Source organism: Gordonia sp. UBA5067 (assembly GCF_002414845.1).
Lineage (GTDB): Bacteria > Actinomycetota > Actinomycetes > Mycobacteriales > Mycobacteriaceae > Gordonia > Gordonia defluvii.
On the sequence record NZ_DIAX01000050.1, the window covers coordinates 13,756 to 30,443 of the forward strand.

Annotated in this window: 15 protein-coding genes; 1 reads left to right on the plus strand and 14 read right to left on the minus strand. The window is 65.7% G+C overall.

Annotated features, from left to right (window positions below):
• Position 1 precedes the first annotated feature (1 nt).
• The 14 genes from B4M62_RS08180 to B4M62_RS08245 form a co-directional block, all read right to left on the minus strand.
• The gene (locus tag B4M62_RS08180; RefSeq protein ID WP_290706541.1) at positions 2 to 1,600 is read right to left on the minus strand and encodes an acyl-CoA carboxylase subunit beta; all 1,599 of its coding nucleotides are present in this window, start codon (positions 1,598 to 1,600) and stop codon (positions 2 to 4) included.
• Positions 1,597 to 2,799 (minus strand): acyl-CoA dehydrogenase family protein, encoded by a 1,203-nt coding sequence (locus B4M62_RS08185; protein ID WP_290706572.1) that lies wholly within the window; start codon positions 2,797 to 2,799, stop codon positions 1,597 to 1,599. The genes B4M62_RS08180 and B4M62_RS08185 overlap by 4 nt, the downstream gene beginning before the upstream one ends.
• Positions 2,799 to 4,508 (minus strand): acyclic terpene utilization AtuA family protein, encoded by a 1,710-nt coding sequence (locus tag B4M62_RS08190; protein WP_290706543.1) that lies wholly within the window; start codon positions 4,506 to 4,508, stop codon positions 2,799 to 2,801. Before B4M62_RS08190 ends, B4M62_RS08185 begins: the two co-directional genes overlap by 1 nt.
• A 21-nt stretch (positions 4,509 to 4,529) precedes the next feature.
• Entirely contained in the window at positions 4,530 to 5,315 is a 786-nt protein-coding gene (locus B4M62_RS08195; protein WP_290706545.1) for a TIGR03084 family metal-binding protein, read from the minus strand.
• Positions 5,316 to 5,532: 217 nt separating this feature from the next.
• On the minus strand, positions 5,533 to 6,411 hold the full coding sequence (locus B4M62_RS08200; protein WP_290706547.1) for a PaaI family thioesterase: 879 nt from the start codon (positions 6,409 to 6,411) through the stop codon (positions 5,533 to 5,535).
• Positions 6,408 to 7,433, minus strand: coding sequence for a hypothetical protein (locus B4M62_RS08205; RefSeq protein WP_290706549.1), 1,026 nt, complete (start codon positions 7,431 to 7,433; stop codon positions 6,408 to 6,410). Before B4M62_RS08205 ends, B4M62_RS08200 begins: the two co-directional genes overlap by 4 nt.
• Positions 7,434 to 8,007: 574 nt before the next feature.
• Positions 8,008 to 8,874 carry an SDR family NAD(P)-dependent oxidoreductase gene (locus B4M62_RS08210; protein WP_290706551.1) on the minus strand — a complete coding sequence of 289 codons (867 nt, stop codon included), beginning with the start codon at positions 8,872 to 8,874 and terminating at the stop codon, positions 8,008 to 8,010.
• A gap of 1 nt (position 8,875) precedes the next feature.
• Complete coding sequence (locus B4M62_RS08215; RefSeq protein WP_290706553.1) at positions 8,876 to 10,147, minus strand: hypothetical protein; 1,272 nt, start codon at positions 10,145 to 10,147, stop codon at positions 8,876 to 8,878.
• 6 nt (positions 10,148 to 10,153) lie between these two features.
• Positions 10,154 to 10,729, minus strand: a complete 576-nt coding sequence (locus B4M62_RS08220) for a nuclear transport factor 2 family protein (RefSeq protein ID WP_290706555.1) — start codon at positions 10,727 to 10,729, stop codon at positions 10,154 to 10,156.
• Between the two features lie 32 nt (positions 10,730 to 10,761).
• A complete protein-coding gene (locus B4M62_RS08225) occupies positions 10,762 to 10,953 on the minus strand; it encodes a ferredoxin (protein WP_290706558.1) in 192 nt (63 codons plus the stop codon).
• A gap of 4 nt (positions 10,954 to 10,957) precedes the next feature.
• Complete coding sequence (locus B4M62_RS08230) at positions 10,958 to 12,358, minus strand: cytochrome P450 (RefSeq protein ID WP_290706561.1); 1,401 nt, start codon at positions 12,356 to 12,358, stop codon at positions 10,958 to 10,960.
• 13 nt (positions 12,359 to 12,371) lie between these two features.
• On the minus strand, positions 12,372 to 13,169 hold the full coding sequence (locus B4M62_RS08235; RefSeq protein ID WP_290706563.1) for an SDR family oxidoreductase: 798 nt from the start codon (positions 13,167 to 13,169) through the stop codon (positions 12,372 to 12,374).
• Positions 13,169 to 14,383, minus strand: a complete 1,215-nt coding sequence (locus tag B4M62_RS08240; RefSeq protein ID WP_290706574.1) for a cytochrome P450 — start codon at positions 14,381 to 14,383, stop codon at positions 13,169 to 13,171. The genes B4M62_RS08235 and B4M62_RS08240 overlap by 1 nt, the downstream gene beginning before the upstream one ends.
• Positions 14,384 to 14,453: 70 nt before the next feature.
• Complete coding sequence (locus B4M62_RS08245; protein ID WP_290706566.1) at positions 14,454 to 15,101, minus strand: TetR/AcrR family transcriptional regulator; 648 nt, start codon at positions 15,099 to 15,101, stop codon at positions 14,454 to 14,456.
• A gap of 96 nt (positions 15,102 to 15,197) precedes the next feature.
• Here B4M62_RS08245 and B4M62_RS08250 point away from each other — a divergent pair, with 96 nt between their 5' ends.
• Positions 15,198 to 16,664: an aldehyde dehydrogenase gene (locus tag B4M62_RS08250; RefSeq protein ID WP_290706568.1), complete on the plus strand. Its 1,467-nt coding sequence runs from the start codon at positions 15,198 to 15,200 to the stop codon at positions 16,662 to 16,664.
• The last annotated feature ends 24 nt before the right edge of the window (positions 16,665 to 16,688 follow it).

A 16,688-nucleotide genomic window follows, 5' to 3' on the forward strand; every position in this document is an offset into this window, starting at 1 on the left:
CTCACATCCGGAAGACGCCATAGCCGTCCGCGCCCTCGACGTAGCCACTGTGGATTGCCGACAAACACATGCCGAGCACCGCTCGTGTATCGCGCGGGTCGATCACTCCGTCGTCGTACAACATGCCCGACAGGAAAGCCGGGAGTGATTCCTTCTCTATCTGCGCCTCGATCATGGCCCGCATGCCCGCGTCGGCCGCTTCGTCGACGGTGCCGCCGCGCGCCTCGGTGGCCGCGCGCGAAACGATCGACACGACACCGGCCAGCTGCGCAGCACCCATGACCGCCGACTTCGCACTGGGCCAGGCGAACAGGAAGCGCGGGTCGAAGGCGCGGCCGCACATACCGTAGTGACCGGCGCCGTAGCTGGCCCCCAGCAACACCGACAGGTGCGGGACTTTCGAATTGGATACCGCGTTGATCATCATCGAGCCGTGCTTGATCATCCCGCCCCGCTCGTATTCCGCCCCCACCATGTACCCGGTCGTGTTGTGCAAGAAGAGCAGTGGGGTGTTGGTCTGGTTGGCCAACTGGATGAACTGGGTTGCCTTCTGCGACTCGGCCGAGAACAGCACACCCTGCGCATTGGCGAGAATGCCGATCGGGTAGCCGTGGATCCGCGCCCAGCCGGTGCAGAGCGAGTTGCCGTATTCCGCTTTGAACTCATCGAAGTCGCTGTCGTCGACGATCCGGGCAATGACGTCGCGAGGGTTGAACGGAATCTTCAGGTCCGAGGGCACGACGCCCAGCAGCTCCGCCGGGTCGTAGCGCGGCTCGATCGACGCGGCGACGGGCACCGGTCCCTTCTTTCGCCAGTTGAGACGGGCCACGATCCGGCGCCCGATCCGCAACGCATCCTGTTCGTCGACGGCCAAGTAGTCGGCGAGGCCGGACTGGCGTGCATGCATCGCCGCCCCACCGAGCGTCTCGTCGTCGCTCTCCTCGCCAGTAGCCATCTTGACCAGCGGTGGACCACCCAGGAAGACCTTGGACCGCCCGTCAATCATCACCGTGTGATCGCTCATGCCGGGGATGTAGGCACCGCCGGCGGTGGAGTTGCCGAACACCAGCGCAATCGTCGGGATGCCGTCTGCGGAAAGCCTGGTGATGTCGCGGAACATCTGCCCGCCGGGGATGAACACCTCCTTCTGCGTCGGCAGATCGGCGCCGCCGGACTCCACCAACGCAATACAAGGCAGTCGGTTCTCTCTGGCAATCGCGTTGGCCCGCAGACTCTTCCGCAGTGTCCACGGGTTGGACGTACCGCCGCGCACCGTCGGATCGTTGGCGACGATCATGCACTCGACGCCTTCGACGACACCGATGCCGACGACAACCGACGCCCCAACTTGGAAGTCCGAGCCCCACGCGGCCAGCGGGCAGAGTTCGAGGAATGGGCTGTCCGGATCGATGAGGAGCGCTATTCGCTCGCGGGCAGTCATCTTGCCGCGCTTGCGATGGCGCGCCACGTACTTCTCCCCACCGCCGGCGATCGCCTGGTCGAGTTCGGCGTGCAATTCGGCGAGCTTGTCGATCATCGACGACGACGCCTCAGCGAAGGCCGAGCCGGTCGGATCGAGCGTGGATTGCAGTGCGGTCATGGCTGGTACCCCAATCGTTTTGCGGCCAATCCGGTCAAGATTTCGGTGGTGCCACCGCCGATGCCGAGGATCCGCATGTCGCGATACTGGCGTTCCACCTCGGCTTCGCGCATGTACCCCATCCCGCCGAAGAGCTGTACCGCCTTGTTCGCAACCCATTCACCGGTCTCGACCGCGGTGTTCTTGGCGAAGCAGACCTCGGCAACGAGATCGGCGCCGGGAAGCGGGCCGGATTCTTCCGCACCACCGCCCGCCGCATCGGCCGCAACCTTGGCTTCCACGACCGCGCGCGAGTAGGTCCGCGCCACGTCGATCCGCCGAGCCATCTCGGTTACCGTGTCCTGCACCGACTGTCGGGAGATCAGCGGGCGCCCGAACGTCTCCCGGGCGCGCACCCAGTCGAGGGTCAGGTCCAGGCAGCGCTGCGCCGCGGCGTAGGCCTGCGTCGCCAGTACCGACCGCTCGGTGACGAAAGCGGCGGCGATCTGCGCAAAACCCGAGTCTTCCGGGCCGACCAGGTTGGTGGTCGGCACCCGCACGTCGTCGTAGGTCAACTCAGCGGTGTCCGAGGCGCGCCAGCCCATCTTCTCGAGTCGGCGGGTGACGCTGAAACCCGGCGTGCCCTTCTCGACGACCAGCAGCGACACCCCGGCAGCACCATCGTCGCCGGTACGGACGGCGGTGACGACGAAGTCGGCGCGCACGGCCGAGGTGATGAATGTCTTGGATCCGTTGACGATGTACTCGTCGCCATCGCGCACCGCCGTGGTGCGCAGATGCCCAACATCACTGCCTCCGCCGGGCTCGGTGATCGCGAGTGACCCGATCTTCTCCCCGGCCAGCGTCGGACGAACCCACCGGTCGATCTGGTCCCGATCACCCGCAGCAATCAAGTGGGGCAGGGAGATTCCATTGGTGAACAGCGATGCCATGACCCCGCCGGATGTGCCGCGGTAGAGCATCTCCTCGGCCATGATCGTGGCGTCGATCAAGTCACCGCCCGAGCCACCGACCTCCTCGGGTACCCCGAGGCCGAACAGGCCCAGTTCGGCGGCGACGAGGTGGGTCGCCCGCGGAATGAGGCCGTCGCGCTCCCAATCGTCCTGGTGAGGCAGGATGTGTCGCCCGGTGAAGGCAGCGACGGTGGCGCGCAGATGTCGCCGCTCCATCGAGTCCCACAACGGCGAGGTGAACGGCATCAGGACTCCGAGCCCGAAGACAGGAAGCCGACCGGGATCGGGACCGGGCGCGACCGCAGCCATTCGCCCATCCCTTTGGCCTGCGGGTCGAAGCGGACGTTGTCCGCGACGCCGCGACCAAGGACGCCTTCGATCACGAAGTTCACAGCGCGCAGATTTGGCAGCGCGTAGCGGCGGATGGTCAGCTCGGCGACTTCGGGCAGCAGTTCACCCAGCAACTCGCTCGTCAGAGTCTGGTTGAGCCAGGCGAACTCGTCGTCCGAGCGAACCCAGACGCCGATGTTGGCGCTCCCGCCCTTGTCCCCGGAACGAGCCCCGGCGATCGTGCCCAGCGGTGCCACGGAGGTCGGACCGAAGTCTCGTCGGACTGGCGGCGGCGAATCACCGTCGACGGCCGCCGCGGCGCGCAACGGGGATGGCTCGATCGAGACGGTAACACCGTCGGGCTGGGTGACACGGTGCGGCACGAGTGCGGCATCGACGTAGCCGGGCTCGAAAACACCGTAGGGCGCCCCGCTTCCCGGCGGCGCGGTCATCGTGAAGCCGGGGTAGCTGGCCAAGGCCAATTCAACGGCGGCCGCCGAGAAGGGGCGGCCCACCTTGGCGGGGTCTGGGTCGCGGGCGACGACGCGCAACAGTGCGCTGGCCTGCTCCTCGGTGACGGCATCACGCGCATCCGTACGGGCGAGTTCGAAGGTCAGCTCGGCCGGTTCGGCGGGCAGAACGGCGCGAAACTGCTCTTCGAAGAGCTTTGCCTTTGCCTCGATGTCGAGGCCGGTGAGCACGACGTCGAGTTCATTGCGGGTCCCGGCGAGGAAGTTCAGCGACACCTTGAGATCCCTGGGCGGATTCTCGCCTTGTACCCCGCGCACCGCAACCCGGTCGGGTGAAAGCTGTTCCAGCTCAATCGAATCCAAGCGTGCGATGACGTCCGGATTGAGATAGCGCGGACCACCGACCTCGTAGAGGAGTTGTGCGGTGACCGTGCCCACGGTGACGGCGCCGCCGGTGCCGTCGTGCTTGGTGATGACCGATGAGCCGTCGCGGCCGACCTCGGCGATCGGGAATCCCAAGTGCCCCATGGGTATCTCGGTGAAGAAGGAGTAGTTGCCGCCGGTTGCCTGCGCGCCGCACTCAATGATATGACCGGCGACGACCGCACCAGCCAGCGCGTCAAGGTCCTCGTGGCCCCAGTCGAAGGCAGCCGCCGCCGAGCCCACGGTCAGCGAGGCATCGGTGACGCGCCCGGTAACGACGACATCGGCGCCACGGTCGAGGGCCGTCTTGATGCCGAAGGCGCCGAGGTAGGCGTTCGCGGTGAGGGGATTGCCAAGTCCCAGCTTCGTCGCATCTTTCATCAGGTCGTCGCCGCTGACGAAGGCGACCTGGGCGTCGAGCCCGAGTCGGCCGGCGAGTTCGCGGATCGCGACAGCGAGGCCGTGCGGATTGAGGCCACCGGCGTTCGTGACAATCTGTACGCCCTTGTCCAGCGCCAGGCCGAGGTTCTCCTCCAGTTGACGCAGGAACGTCTTCGCGTAGCCGAGCGACGGGTCCTTGAGTCGGTCACGGCCGAGAATGAGCATGGTCAGTTCGGCGAGATAGTCGCCGGTGAGGTAGTCGAGCTCGCCGCCCTCGAGCATCTCGCGCATCGCCGAGACGCGATCGCCGTAGAAGCCGGACATGTTGCCGATACGGACTGCGTCAGTCATCACTCTTCCCTGTCTCCCACTTCAGGCCATCGGCGCGCGGCCGGCACCGGGCGGTCCGGCGAAGCATTGCGCGATGGTCACCCATTCCGCGGCGTCGTCGCCGACCGTGAGCACATCCAGATCAGCGGGGTGGCGGCGCTGGGTGACGAGTTCACAGAAGTCGTGGGCCGAGCCGCGCACAATGTTGGCCGCATTCTCGGGCCCCCACGTCCAGATCTCACCTGACGGTGCGGTGAGTTCGTATCGAAACGGCTCGGCCGGTATGGGCCTGTTGTTGACCGTGTAGGCGAAATCGCGGGTGCGCACGCCGAGGTGCGCGACGTGGCGAATACGGTCGGTCGGCACCGGGCGGACCCCCAGGGCTTCGGCGACGTCGAGGCCGTGCGCCCACGTCTCCATGATCCGGGCCGTGGCCATCGACCCGGCCGACATGGGCGGGCCAAACCACGGCAGCTTTGTGCCTGCTGGGACGCCAGACAGTGCATCCGCCAGTTTGGCCCGGGTTTCCCGCCAGTCGGCAAGGAGCTCGGCTGGCGGCCGGGCCGCCTCGACTTCGGCGGCCACGTCAACGAAGCCGAGCGGATCCTTCATCGCTTCGCCGAAGAGCGCAGTGAAGCCTTCACCGTCGGTGATCGCCAGGTAGGAGACGCGGTCGGTCCAGAGCAGGTGCCCGACCTGGTGGGCGATGGTCCAGCCCTGGGCCGGCGTGGGTGTGCTCCACCTCTCCGTCGCCAACTCGGCGACGAGGTCGTCGAGCGAATCACTCTGGGCCGTCAGATCGGCCACGATCGCAGCTACAACTGGCATGGTGTCAACCGTCACACACCCACCGACAAAAAGCAATCTTGCTTGATTGTTTTCTCGAGTGGGCACCACACCGTCGCCGAGTGGGCACCCAATTAAGTCGGCGGCAGTAACTGGCGCGGTATTCCCCGCTTGGTCCGCGGGCCTGAGGTGCCCACTCGAGGTGGTCGAGGTGCCCACTCGAGGTCGTCGAGGCGCCCACTCGACGGGGGCTGCGACCTTACAGATCGCACCGCGCGTCGGCGGTGGCGCGAGCCACGAGGGTTCCCTCAGCATCCTGGAGGAGGACGTCGACGGTGGACAGTCGCCGGCCGATCTTCACTGGATTGACCGTCGCCGTGACGCGCTGGCCGTCGACGGCCGGTGAACGCAAGAAGGCGATAGTGAACTCGATCAATTGGTAGTCGTGACCGGTTGGCATGTTCGCCTGAATCCCCAGCGACGCGGCCTGTGCAGCGATCGTCGAAATGATCCCGCCGTGCATTGTGCCAAAGAAGTTTCCCATCCACCGGGACGTTTCCACCGCCAGGCGAAGCGCCGTCGGGTCGGGATCGATAATCGTTGCGTTGAGTAGCTCGGCGAGAGGACCGATCCGAAGTGTTCCGTCAGCGATGGAGGCAATCACCGCGGCGCCCGAGAGTGTCGGGTCGATAGTTGGTGGCGGCTCCGCCTCGTCGGGGGCGGGTAGCGGTTCACCCACCACAACCCCGGACTCGCCAATCACCGTACGCCCGACCCGGACACTGCGGGCCTGCCCGCGGACCACCACCTCATCGTCGCGCACAACTCGTACGGTGGTCGAGCCGAGAGCATCGTCGAACATCTCGAGCTCACTGTCACCGCGCAGGACATCGCCCCGGTCGGGTCGTGCTCCCATCGACATGGTCAGTCGCGCCTGCAATGACGACGACGAGCGGTCGGCGAGGGCAAAGGGCACGCCACCGAGGTCGTCGACGAGAACCAGTAACGCCGGCAGGTCAACCAGTCCACGATGATCGAGAATTCGTGTGCCCAACGATTGGGTCATCGCGATCGGTGCACTATCGGCGACAACCCGAATCGCGAAGGCCTCGAACGCATCCGTGGGCGAGTGCGTCACTTCGTCGCACCTAGTATCGCGGCCACCGCATCCGATTCATAAAACGGCGAAAGTTGTTCGCGGACAATACGATCCAACTCACCTGTCGCCACAACCGCGTCGAACAATCGCGGTGCCCCCCGTACGGCGTGCTCGACCAGGATGTCGCGCGTCAGGTCGAGTTCGTCGAGCAGTTCCGCCGCCGGACTCTCGCCATAGACGGTGAAGAAACCGGCGATCAGCGCGTCCACCAGTTTGAGTACCGGTTCGGAAACCGCCCCGGCGATGAACACATCTTGGCCGAGTCCGCCGATACGCTTGGCGTCGTCGAGCGAGAGCACCTTGTCGAGTCGCCCGATCGGCCTGTCGGCATAGAGATCAAAAACCTCGATGACCGCTGCCCGTGTCGACGGGTCCTTGAGCGTCGCGACGATGATCTTGTTCAATCGCCCCATGGCGAATTCGGCACCCTTAGCGGCGGTGTCGCTGAATAGCGCCTCAAACTGCTCGCCCGTCTTGCCGATCGCCTTGCCCGCGGCCTTAGAACCAAAGGAGACGAGTGACCCCACACCGGGGATCTTCTCCGCCATCGCACGATTGCCGGCCACCACATCGTTGACGATTCGGCCCACAAACCGAGAGGCGATCGCCGCGGTCATCGGACTGTGCGTCAGATCGTCGAGCACCTTTTCCAGCAGCGGTGTCAGGCCGATTACCTCGTCGGTAATCCGCTCCACGTTGTCGCTGTCGATGACCTCGCGCAGCGAGTAGGTGCCGGCCGGATTGGACATCACGACGTTGGCACTGTGGTCGACCAGCGTCGACGCGGCCGTACTCGGCGGCACATTCTTCGCCAGGGTGCGGGCAATCGAGGTGACCAGTTCCGGATCGACGAGCGCCGACACCGTCGCGGACTCGGCGATCGCGAGCACGTCGTCGACCGCCTTCGCGGCCAATTCGGGCAGTTCGTCACCGGTGAGTCGGCCGATCACCCATGCGACCTGGGCATCAAGCAGAGCCTGGGCGACTGTTTCGGTTGTCATGGTCTGAGGATATGGGGTCGGGTTTCTCCCACAAAAGTTCTCCGCTTTCCAGCCGCGTCACCAGCCGGGAGAACCAGTCCTGCTCGGCCGCACAACTAAGAGAGAGAAAGCCTTGAACACAGTCGAAGCCACCAACCTAAGTCACCCGCCTGATACCAGCACGTCGATGACCCAAACAGGCGTCCACGCACCGCACGTGATGATCATCATCAACAAGTGGAACTGCTTCCTCTGTCCAGCAGGCCTAGCTGCGGGCAGGATGATGATTGTATCTCTCATTCCTGAAGCTTACGGACGTGCAGGAAGGCAATGCCGCAACGGCGCGTGCGTAGACGGTCCACTCTCGGCGACCACCGTCCCACTCAGACCCGATTGGCTCCACGAGGTGGCCCGTTCGAGCCGGGTGAAGGCGTGGTAGATGCTGCGCGGCGCACCGGTGACGAAGTCCTTGCGGGTAAGAACGACGAATCGGTGGATGTCATACGGGTGCCGCGGTTCGATGGGGAGGAGCGCCAGGACGGTGAGCGCGGGCAGGTCACGCTCATGACGACGGCCGGGTGCCCACTCGACGAAATCAGGTGAGCAACTCGGTCAGTTCGTCGAACGTGTAGGGCGCCGAGTCGTGGTGGTCCCGATACGCGATCAACGTCGGCTGCGCTTCCTCGAAGCGCCCGATGAATCCGCCTGCGACACTGAAGATCTGACCCGTTATTCCCGCGGTCGCCTCCCCCGCCAGGAACACGTACATCGGAGCCACGTACTCCGGCGGAGCCGGATCGAGGGCGGCGGCCCGCAGACCGTCGTCGAGGATCCCGCGCTCGTGCAAGCCATTGATGTGCCGCACGTAGTCGTCGCCGGCCGACAACCTCGACCGTGCCCCGGGCAACACCGCATTGACCCGCACGCCGGCACCCCGCAGATCGGCGGCCGCGGCCAGCGTCAACGAACTCACCCCGCCCTTGGCGGCCGGATAGCCGCTGCCGCCGAACATCCCGTACGCCGCTGCCGAGCCGGTCAGCACGATTGAGCCCGACTCCTGCTCGGCCATCACCCGCCCCGCCGCCTGCGTCACCGCGAAGGCACTCATGAGATGGGCGTCGAGTTGCTCGACGAACTCGTCGCGGCTGATGGTCAGAATCGTCGACCCGGGCGGCTCGGCGATCCCCGCGCAGTTCACCGCGACGTCGAGCGCGCCGAACCGGTCCAGCGCGGTCTGCACCAGCTGTTCGGCGACGCCCTCGTCCGCCGCCGATCCGACGACGCCGACCGCCGCTCCCCCACCGCCGCCGATCTCGTCCACGGCCGCGGCGACGGCATCGCCGTCGCGGCCGTTGACGACCACCGACGCACCGGCCCCCGCCAAGGCATAGGCAACGGACAAGCCAATCCCCCGCGTCGCACCGGCGACGACGGCAACCCGACCGCCCAGGACCGGTTCCATCTCAGCGACCAACCGGTGTGATGGGGATTGACCGGCCCCGCTCGGCGAACTCGAAAGTCGATCCGCCCGAGAACCGCACGATCGCCACTTCGCCGGCCTCTTTGCGGGGTTCCCCGCGCACGACGTCGACCACCAGGTCACCATCGGTCAGCGACGCCGAACCAACCGCCCACCGTGGATCGACACCCGCCACCATCGCATCGAGTGGACCGGTGAAGGTCGGCGTCAGCAGATCCATCCAGCCCCCGTCGGCGATGGCGGGCGCACCGTGCGGAATGCGGATACGGACGCCGTCGCCCTGCTCCTCGACGACGACGCCGGTGTACTGGCTCGGTCCGAGGATCGGGTGTGCACGCAAGACGGTGGCGAGATCGGATGCGCTGTCCCCCAACGACAACGCATTGCGCAGCCGCTCCGAGGTCATGCCGGCGATACCAATCAACTGCTTACCGGTGATCTCCCGCGTCTGCGCATCGTCGGTGCGGCGCAGCACCGCCAGACGGAAGCCGATGGCCAGGAGGTGATGCTGCAGCGCCACCTCCTGGGCAATCCGCACCAGGGCACTGTGGGAGAAGTCGCCGAACACCAAGTCCTCCACCAGGTCACCTCGGTAGTCGACGTAGCCGTCGGTTGCCGACGAATCGATCGGGCTCAATTCGACGGTGGCCGCGGCGGTTTCGAGCATCGGCACGGTGAACTCCGGAAGCGGCAGCTCTTCGCGCCCCGGTTCGATCGTCACCGTCCATTCGCAGTGGGGATGCCGATCCGACGGGGTGCGAGGCGGCCGGTGCACCGGCCGGATCCGGGCCCGCCGGTTGGTAGCGATGGCCGTCGCATCGAAGGTCGGATCCTCGATGTCGTGACACATTGCCGTCACGTAGTCCTCGCCCATCGGCTCCACATCCATCAGCGCACCGCAGTGATTGAGGACAAATCCGCCGTGGTACTTGTCGTGCACAACGTAGCGGAAGTCCATGAACTGCGGCGGCGCGCCGATGTCGAGTTGCAGACACTTGAACATGTCGGCGACGCCGTCGCCGTCGATGCCCAGCGCCGCACGCATCCGCGCGGTATACACCGGGCTGGCGGCCATCCACTCCTCGATGGCCACCTGGGTCATGCCGGCACGACCGAACGCCGAGATCAGATGAGCCATCCCGCTGCGATCGATCAACTGTCCGGACAACAGGAGTTCGGGCACCAGTGTGGCGAGTTGATCCGACGTGAACTCCGCATACGTCGATTCCCGACCGAGTGGGCCTGATTCGGTCATCTCAGATCACCAGAAAGCGACGGGCGCGGTGCCGAAGTCGTACCAACCGGGCAGGTTGCCCGGTGCCGACTTCTCGACCCGCTTGAGCATTGGCTCGCTCATCGCCTTGTCGGTCATCATCTCGATGAACAGCGACGACACATTGCCGTAGTCGAAGAAGTCCCGCTGCCAAGCAAACTCGAAGTTGCCGGCGTATTTGAACCAGCTGCCCTGAATGCCCTCGAGCGCGTAGTTCGAGCCATCGGCGCGCGTGCCCTCGTACACCTGCTTCCACAGGCCGATCATGTCGCCGGTCTTCTCATCGATGACCCAGGTCTGGTACGGGTAGATCCATCCCTGCAAGCCCTCCATCTCCTGGCCGAGGGCAATGTCGCGGATTTCGTCGCGTCCGACTGCCATGAAGTCCTTTTTGGGCCCGTAGTTCCAGCCGTAGGTGGAATCGACGGTGTAGAAGCTCGCCAGCGGCTTCCAATCACCAGCCGCCTCGCACTCAATGTTGGCTTTGAGCCAACGCTCCTTCATCTCCTCCAGTTCGGCGCGATCGAACGGCCCGAAGCTGGTGGCGGCGGCAATCTCGGTCATTGATTTCCTTTGGTGGTTGGTTGGCACGGAGATCAGTCTTCGACGATCCGTAGGGCTTGCGTGGGGCAATAGCGCACCGCGGCCTCGATGGCCGGGCGCAGCGACTCGTCGGGATTGCGCTCAAGGATCTCGACGTGGTCGCGCTGCGCCTCGAATACCTCGGGCGCTTCCATCTCGCACATGCCGTGCCCTTGGCACAGGTCCAGGTCGACTTCGACGCGCATATCGCTAGACCCGTTCCCGGCGGCGGTACCGAACCTTGCAGGGCTGGGCAAGCTGGACGACCATCTTCGAGTGATCGTTGTGGTAGGACTCCGGGTCCTGCGACAGCTCAAACTCATAGTTCTGCAGGAGAACCGAGAAGATCGCCTTGATCTGCATCATCGCGAACTGAGCGCCGACGCAGCGGTGCCGTCCGGCCCCGAAGGGGATCCACGTCCAGCGGTTGATGATGTCGTCTTGGCGCGGGTCGATGTAACGGTACGGGTCGAAGGAGTCCGCCTCGGGGAAGTCTTCGGGCAGTCGGTTGTTTACCGCCGGCGACACCGCGATCAGTTGACCGGCCTTGACTGCCGTGCCCTCGATCTCAAAATCTTCCCGCACCAGTCGCATCAAGATGATCAGCGGCGGGTGTAGGCGCAGCGTCTCCTTGATTCCGGCCTCCAGCAACGGAATCTGGCGCATCGAGGCAAACGAGTACGGCACCCGCGGCCCGTTACCCGGTCCCGATTCGGCCTGCTCGCTATCGCTCCCGGAGTAGATATCGTCGAGTTCGGCGACGACCTCGGTCATGAATTCGGGATGCCGCAACAATTCCAGCAGTGTCCACGCCGACGTGCCCTGCGTCGTGTGGTGCCCGGCAAACATCATCGAGATGAACATCCCGGTGACGGTGTCGGCGGTAAACATGGGCGACCCGTCTTCGTTCTTCAACGACACCAGGACGTCGAGCAAGTCCCGATTCTCCTTGTCCTGCTCAGGGTTTGCCGCACGCTCGGCTAGGACGCCGGACATGAACTTCACCAGCTCGGCGCGGGCGGCGTCGCGACGCCGAAAGCTCTCGATGTCGGCGTGGTAGTCCACGTACGCATACGGGTCGGTGCCGCGCTCGAGATCGTGATAGATCTCCGAGATCCGCTTGCTCAGGCTTTCCCGGAACTTCGCGCCAATCAGGCACGACGACGAGGTGTACAGCGTCAGCTCGCCGAACCATTCGAGGAGGTCGATCTCGCCCTCGTCACCCCAGTTCGCGATCATCCGTTCCACCTCGTTGGGGATGGTCACGGCGTGCTGCTTCATGTGGGCGCCCTTGAGCGCCTGGTTGTGCAGTGCCTTGGATCGTTCCTCGGGGCTCGTATCGAAGACCACTCCCTCACCGAACACCGGCGTCATGAACGGGTACGCCGCGGCCTGGTCGAGCAGTTCGTCGGGGGCGCGGAAGAACTCCTCGTTCGCCGCCGCGCCGGACACCAGCACGACCTCGTTGCCGGCGAGCTGGAACATGCCCACGTCACCGCATTCTTTGCGGACCCGCCAGAACAGCCCGATCGGATCGTTGGTCAACTCATCGAGGTGGCCGTGCTCACCGTCGCCACCGGAAACGCGCTTGGGAAGCGTCGTAGTAGTCATTGGTTCGCGCCTTTCACTGTTTTTCGGGTTGGGGAAGTCTGGTCAATTTGCCTTCGGCCTCGACCTCGACGACGCGCATATGGGCGCCGGGCGGCATGCCGATGACGGCGGCGATGGCCTGCGCGAGATTGTCGGGGGCGAGGAAGTTGCCGTGCCGCGCCAGGCCGAAGGAGATCCAGTCGTTGAGCATCGCCTCGGTCTGCGCCTGATCGAGGTTCATGCCCATGCCGGTCAGGGTCTGTCCGGGCCGGATGATGCTGGCTCGAACGCCGGTGCCCTCCAGCTCCATCTGGACGGTGGCGACGAGGCCGTCGACGCCGGTTTTGGCTGCGACGTAGGCCGACGACCACGGCCGAGGATGGACCGCCACGTCGGACCCGATGAAGACGAAGTCGCCGCGTCGGCGTTCGATCATCCCGGGCACGATCGCGCGGTAGAGCCGGAAGGCGCCGACGAGGTGGATATCGATCTGCTCGGCCCACTTCTCGACCGAGATCTCGTGGGCCCGCCCGACTCCGAGATCACCAGCCCCCGATATCGCGACTTCGATGGGGCCCCAGGAGGATTCGACCTCACGGACCGCTTCGGACACGGATTCGTCGTCGGTGACGTCGAGTGCGACGGCCATGGCCTCACCCCCGTCGGCGATGATCGACTCGGCGATCTCCTTGCACTTCTCGACGCGGCGCGCACCAAGGGCTACCGGATAGCCGGTGGCGCCGAGCCAGCGGGCCGTGGCCTCGCCGATACCCGACGAGGCGCCGGCAACGAACACCGGCCGCCGCTCGGGATGCGGTTGAAATCGGGGCATCAGCGGGCCTGCACTGTCATCGGAAGGTTGGCAAAGCCGCGAACGTTTACCGAGTGCACGCGCACCGCCTGGTCGAGGTCGAGTTCGTAGTCGGCGACGCTGCGGGCGACCTCGTCGAGGCCGATATTGGATTCGAGGCGGGCCAGGTGGGAACCGAGGCAGAAGTGCGTGCCGAGCCCGAAGCTCATCAGGTTCTGTCCGACGTCGCGGCCGAGGAGGTACTGGTCGGCGTCGTCGCCGAACACCTCGGTGTCGCGGTTGGCGGAGCCGACGAGGAGCAGCACACGCTGCTCCGCCGGAATCACGACGCCGCCGAACTCGACGTCTTCGACGACGCGGCGCAGCACCATCTGCGTCGAGTTGTCGTAGCGCAGCGTTTCTTCGGTCCATAGCGGCACGAGATCGGGATCGTCGAGCACGCGACTGAGCTGCGCACGGTTGCGGAAACCCCAATAGACGGCGTTGGCCAGCAGTTTCGTCGTCGTCTCATTGCCCGCGACGACCATCAGAAACATGAACCCGACGATCTCCTCATCGGTGAGCCGCACGTTCTCGCCCGACTCCTCGTCGGCGATCTCCGCGTCGAGCAACGCCGATACCAGGTCCTGCCCCGGCTTCGTGCGCCGCTCGGCAAGCAGCTCGTTGTAGTAGGCGTAGAGACCCAGGAAGGCGTGGACCGCGGCTTCCGGGATGTCGAGCACACCCTCCTCGCGGTGGATGAGCAGGTCGGACTGCTCGCGCAGGTAGGCGCGATCGGCCTCGGGGACATCGAGCAGTTCGCTGACGACGTCCATCGGCAGCTTGGCTGCGAAATCGGTGACATAGTCGAACTCGCCCATCGCCAGGCACTGGTCCCAGTGCTGCTTGGTGAGCGCACGGATGTTGTCGGCCAGCTCGTTGACCCGGCGCGGGGTGAACCCCTTCGATACGAGCTTGCGGATGCGCATGTGCTTTGGATCGTCCATCGCGAGGAAGGACATCGACTTCGACGCGTCCGGACCGTAGGCACTCGGATCGAGCGACACACCCCAGGCGTTGGACAGCGCAATGTTGTTGCGGAAGGCGTTGCGCACGTCGTCGTGACGCGAGAGCGCCCAGAAGTCGAGGGTCGAGTTGTAGTAGACCGGTGCTTCGGCCCGCAGCCGCGCATACGTCGGGTACGGGTCCTCGTGGAAGTCGTAGGCATACGGGTCGAACGGAAGTCGCTGTTCCATTCCCGCGATCGTGGTGCTCACAAATTGCTCCTTGGGCTGAGACTTCTGGGGCGGTGGTGGTTATGACTGGTCAGGGGGACTTGGCGTCGGCACGCATGATCAGCAGCGCGGTCTCGGTGAGGCGCTCGGCGGTGTCTTCATAGGACATGTGACCCATCCCGGCTTGAACAAGGCCGCCGGCGTAGAGCATTTCGAGCGCCTCGACGATCGGCCCCGGGTTCTCCGGGTCGACGTCGAGCGCGGCAGCGAGTTGGCGACGCATGAATCCGCCGATGCGCACGCGCAGGTGTTCGACGTCGGGGTCGGCGCCGAGTAGTGCCACGGTGACCGCGCCACCGAGGTCGCCGTCGCCGGTGACGATGAGGGCGACCGACCGCAGCAGCGCGACGACGCGGTCGGCAGGTGCCAGCGCGGGGTCGGGCTCGGCGACCCCTTGGGCGAGGCGGCGCCAGAAGACCTCGGCCACGAGGTGGCTCTTGGAGCTGAAGTAGGTGTAGGCCGTCGCCGGTGCGACGCCGGCCCGTTTGGCCACCGCGCGAACCGTGAGGCCGTCGAAGCCCTCGATGCGCAGGACCTCCACCGCCGCGTCGGTCAGCTTGGCGACGGTCTCGGCCTGCTGCGCAGAGAGGCGCCGACGGGTGGACTCCTGGGAAAGCGAAGTCGGCCGCCCCAGTTGTGACCCGCTCGCCTGCGCTCCCGGCGCCAGTGGTGTGGACATGTGACTCACGCTACACTAGGTTTGAACTCGCGTCTAGACACATGTCCAGACGGTGGCCCAGACCGCGTTACCAAACCCTCGAACAAGGGAGACCCCATGGCATTGCGCCCGGACAATAGCTCTGACCTGCTGATCGATGGAAAGCTCGTCCCCGGATCGCGCGGTGCGTTCGACATCGTCAACCCGGCGACAGAGGCCGTCATCGGCCAGGCCGCCGATGCCGGCCCCGACGACCTCGATGCTGCGATCGAGGCCGCGCGCCGGGCATTCGACACCACCGACTGGTCGCGCGATCACACCTTCCGCGCCACCTGTCTCCGCCAGCTACGGGACGCCCTGCTCGCTCACGCCGACGAGTTCAAAGCCTTGGCCACCGAGGAGATCGGGGCGCCCAGCTTCCTCACCGGCGGCCCGCAGTTCCAGGGTCCGGCGGAGGACCTCGGCTACTTCGCCGACCTCGCCGAAAACTATGGGTGGACCAAAGACCTGGGCGAGGCCAAGCCGATGGGCATCCCGAATGTGCGCGAGGTCCGCTACGAAGGCGCCGGCGTCGTCGGCGCCATCACCCCGTGGAACTTCCCCCACCAGATCAACTTCGCCAAAATCGGCCCGGCATTGGCCGCCGGCTGCACCGTCGTGCTCAAGCCCGCACCCGACACCCCGTGGGCCGCAGCGCTGGTCGGCAAGGTCATCGCCGAGGAGACCGACTTCCCGCCCGGCGTCGTCAACATCGTGACGTCATCTGATCACGCACTCGGCGAGCAACTGGTCCGCGACCCCCGTGTCGACATCATTTCCTTCACCGGTTCCACCGCGACGGGCCGCAAGGTCATGGCCGCGGCGTCGGAAACCCTCACGAAGGTGTTTTTGGAACTCGGCGGCAAGTCGGCCTTCATCGTCCTCGACGACGCCGACCTCGCCGGCGCCTGCTCGATGGCCGCCTTCAGCGTCGTGACCCACGCCGGCCAGGGGTGTGCGATCACCACCCGGCTGCTGGTGCCGCGCGCCAAGCTCGACGAGGCGATCGCCGCCACCCGCGATGCGATGGCCGGCCTGCGGGCGGACGATCCGTCGAAGCCGGGCACCATTTGTGGGCCGCTGATCTCAGCGGTGCAGCGCGACCGGGTCGAGGGGTACATCAAACTGGCGGTCGACGAGGGCGGAACCATTGAATGCGGCGGCGGTCGCCCGGCAGGCAAAGATAAGGGCTTCTTCGTCGAGCCGACGCTCATCTCGGGGCTCGACAACTCCGCGCGGGTCGCGCAGGAGGAGATCTTCGGCCCAGTGCTGGTGATCATCGCCCACGACGGCGACGACGACGCGATCCGCATCGCCAATGACTCCCCCTACGGACTGTCTGGGATGGTGTACGGCTCTGACGAGGACCGCATCAACCACGTCGTCAACAGTGTCCGGACCGGGACGATGGGCGTCAACGGCGGCATCTGGTACGCCGCCGATGTCCCCTTCGGCGGCTACAAAGCCTCCGGGATCGGCCGCGAGATGGGCGTCGCCGGTTTCGAGGAGTACCTCGAGTCCAAGGCCGTCGCGCGCCCCGCCTAGCGCCGAGTGGGCACCCCCACCCCG

Coding starts and splice junctions, on each gene's coding strand:
- B4M62_RS08180 (WP_290706541.1), bottom strand. CDS start 1,600: ATGACCGCACTGCAATCCACGCTCGATCCGACCGGCTCGGCCTTCGCT.
- B4M62_RS08185 (WP_290706572.1), bottom strand. CDS start 2,799: ATGCCGTTCACCTCGCCGTTGTGGGACTCGATGGAGCGGCGACATCTG.
- B4M62_RS08190 (WP_290706543.1), bottom strand. CDS start 4,508: ATGACTGACGCAGTCCGTATCGGCAACATGTCCGGCTTCTACGGCGAT.
- B4M62_RS08195 (WP_290706545.1), bottom strand. CDS start 5,315: ATGCCAGTTGTAGCTGCGATCGTGGCCGATCTGACGGCCCAGAGTGAT.
- B4M62_RS08205 (WP_290706549.1), bottom strand. CDS start 7,433: ATGACAACCGAAACAGTCGCCCAGGCTCTGCTTGATGCCCAGGTCGCA.
- B4M62_RS08210 (WP_290706551.1), bottom strand. CDS start 8,874: ATGGAACCGGTCCTGGGCGGTCGGGTTGCCGTCGTCGCCGGTGCGACG.
- B4M62_RS08215 (WP_290706553.1), bottom strand. CDS start 10,147: ATGACCGAATCAGGCCCACTCGGTCGGGAATCGACGTATGCGGAGTTC.
- B4M62_RS08220 (WP_290706555.1), bottom strand. CDS start 10,729: ATGACCGAGATTGCCGCCGCCACCAGCTTCGGGCCGTTCGATCGCGCC.
- B4M62_RS08225 (WP_290706558.1), bottom strand. CDS start 10,953: ATGCGCGTCGAAGTCGACCTGGACCTGTGCCAAGGGCACGGCATGTGC.
- B4M62_RS08230 (WP_290706561.1), bottom strand. CDS start 12,358: ATGACTACTACGACGCTTCCCAAGCGCGTTTCCGGTGGCGACGGTGAG.
- B4M62_RS08235 (WP_290706563.1), bottom strand. CDS start 13,169: ATGCCCCGATTTCAACCGCATCCCGAGCGGCGGCCGGTGTTCGTTGCC.
- B4M62_RS08240 (WP_290706574.1), bottom strand. CDS start 14,383: ATGGAACAGCGACTTCCGTTCGACCCGTATGCCTACGACTTCCACGAG.
- B4M62_RS08245 (WP_290706566.1), bottom strand. CDS start 15,101: ATGTCCACACCACTGGCGCCGGGAGCGCAGGCGAGCGGGTCACAACTG.
- B4M62_RS08250 (WP_290706568.1), top strand. CDS start 15,198: ATGGCATTGCGCCCGGACAATAGCTCTGACCTGCTGATCGATGGAAAG.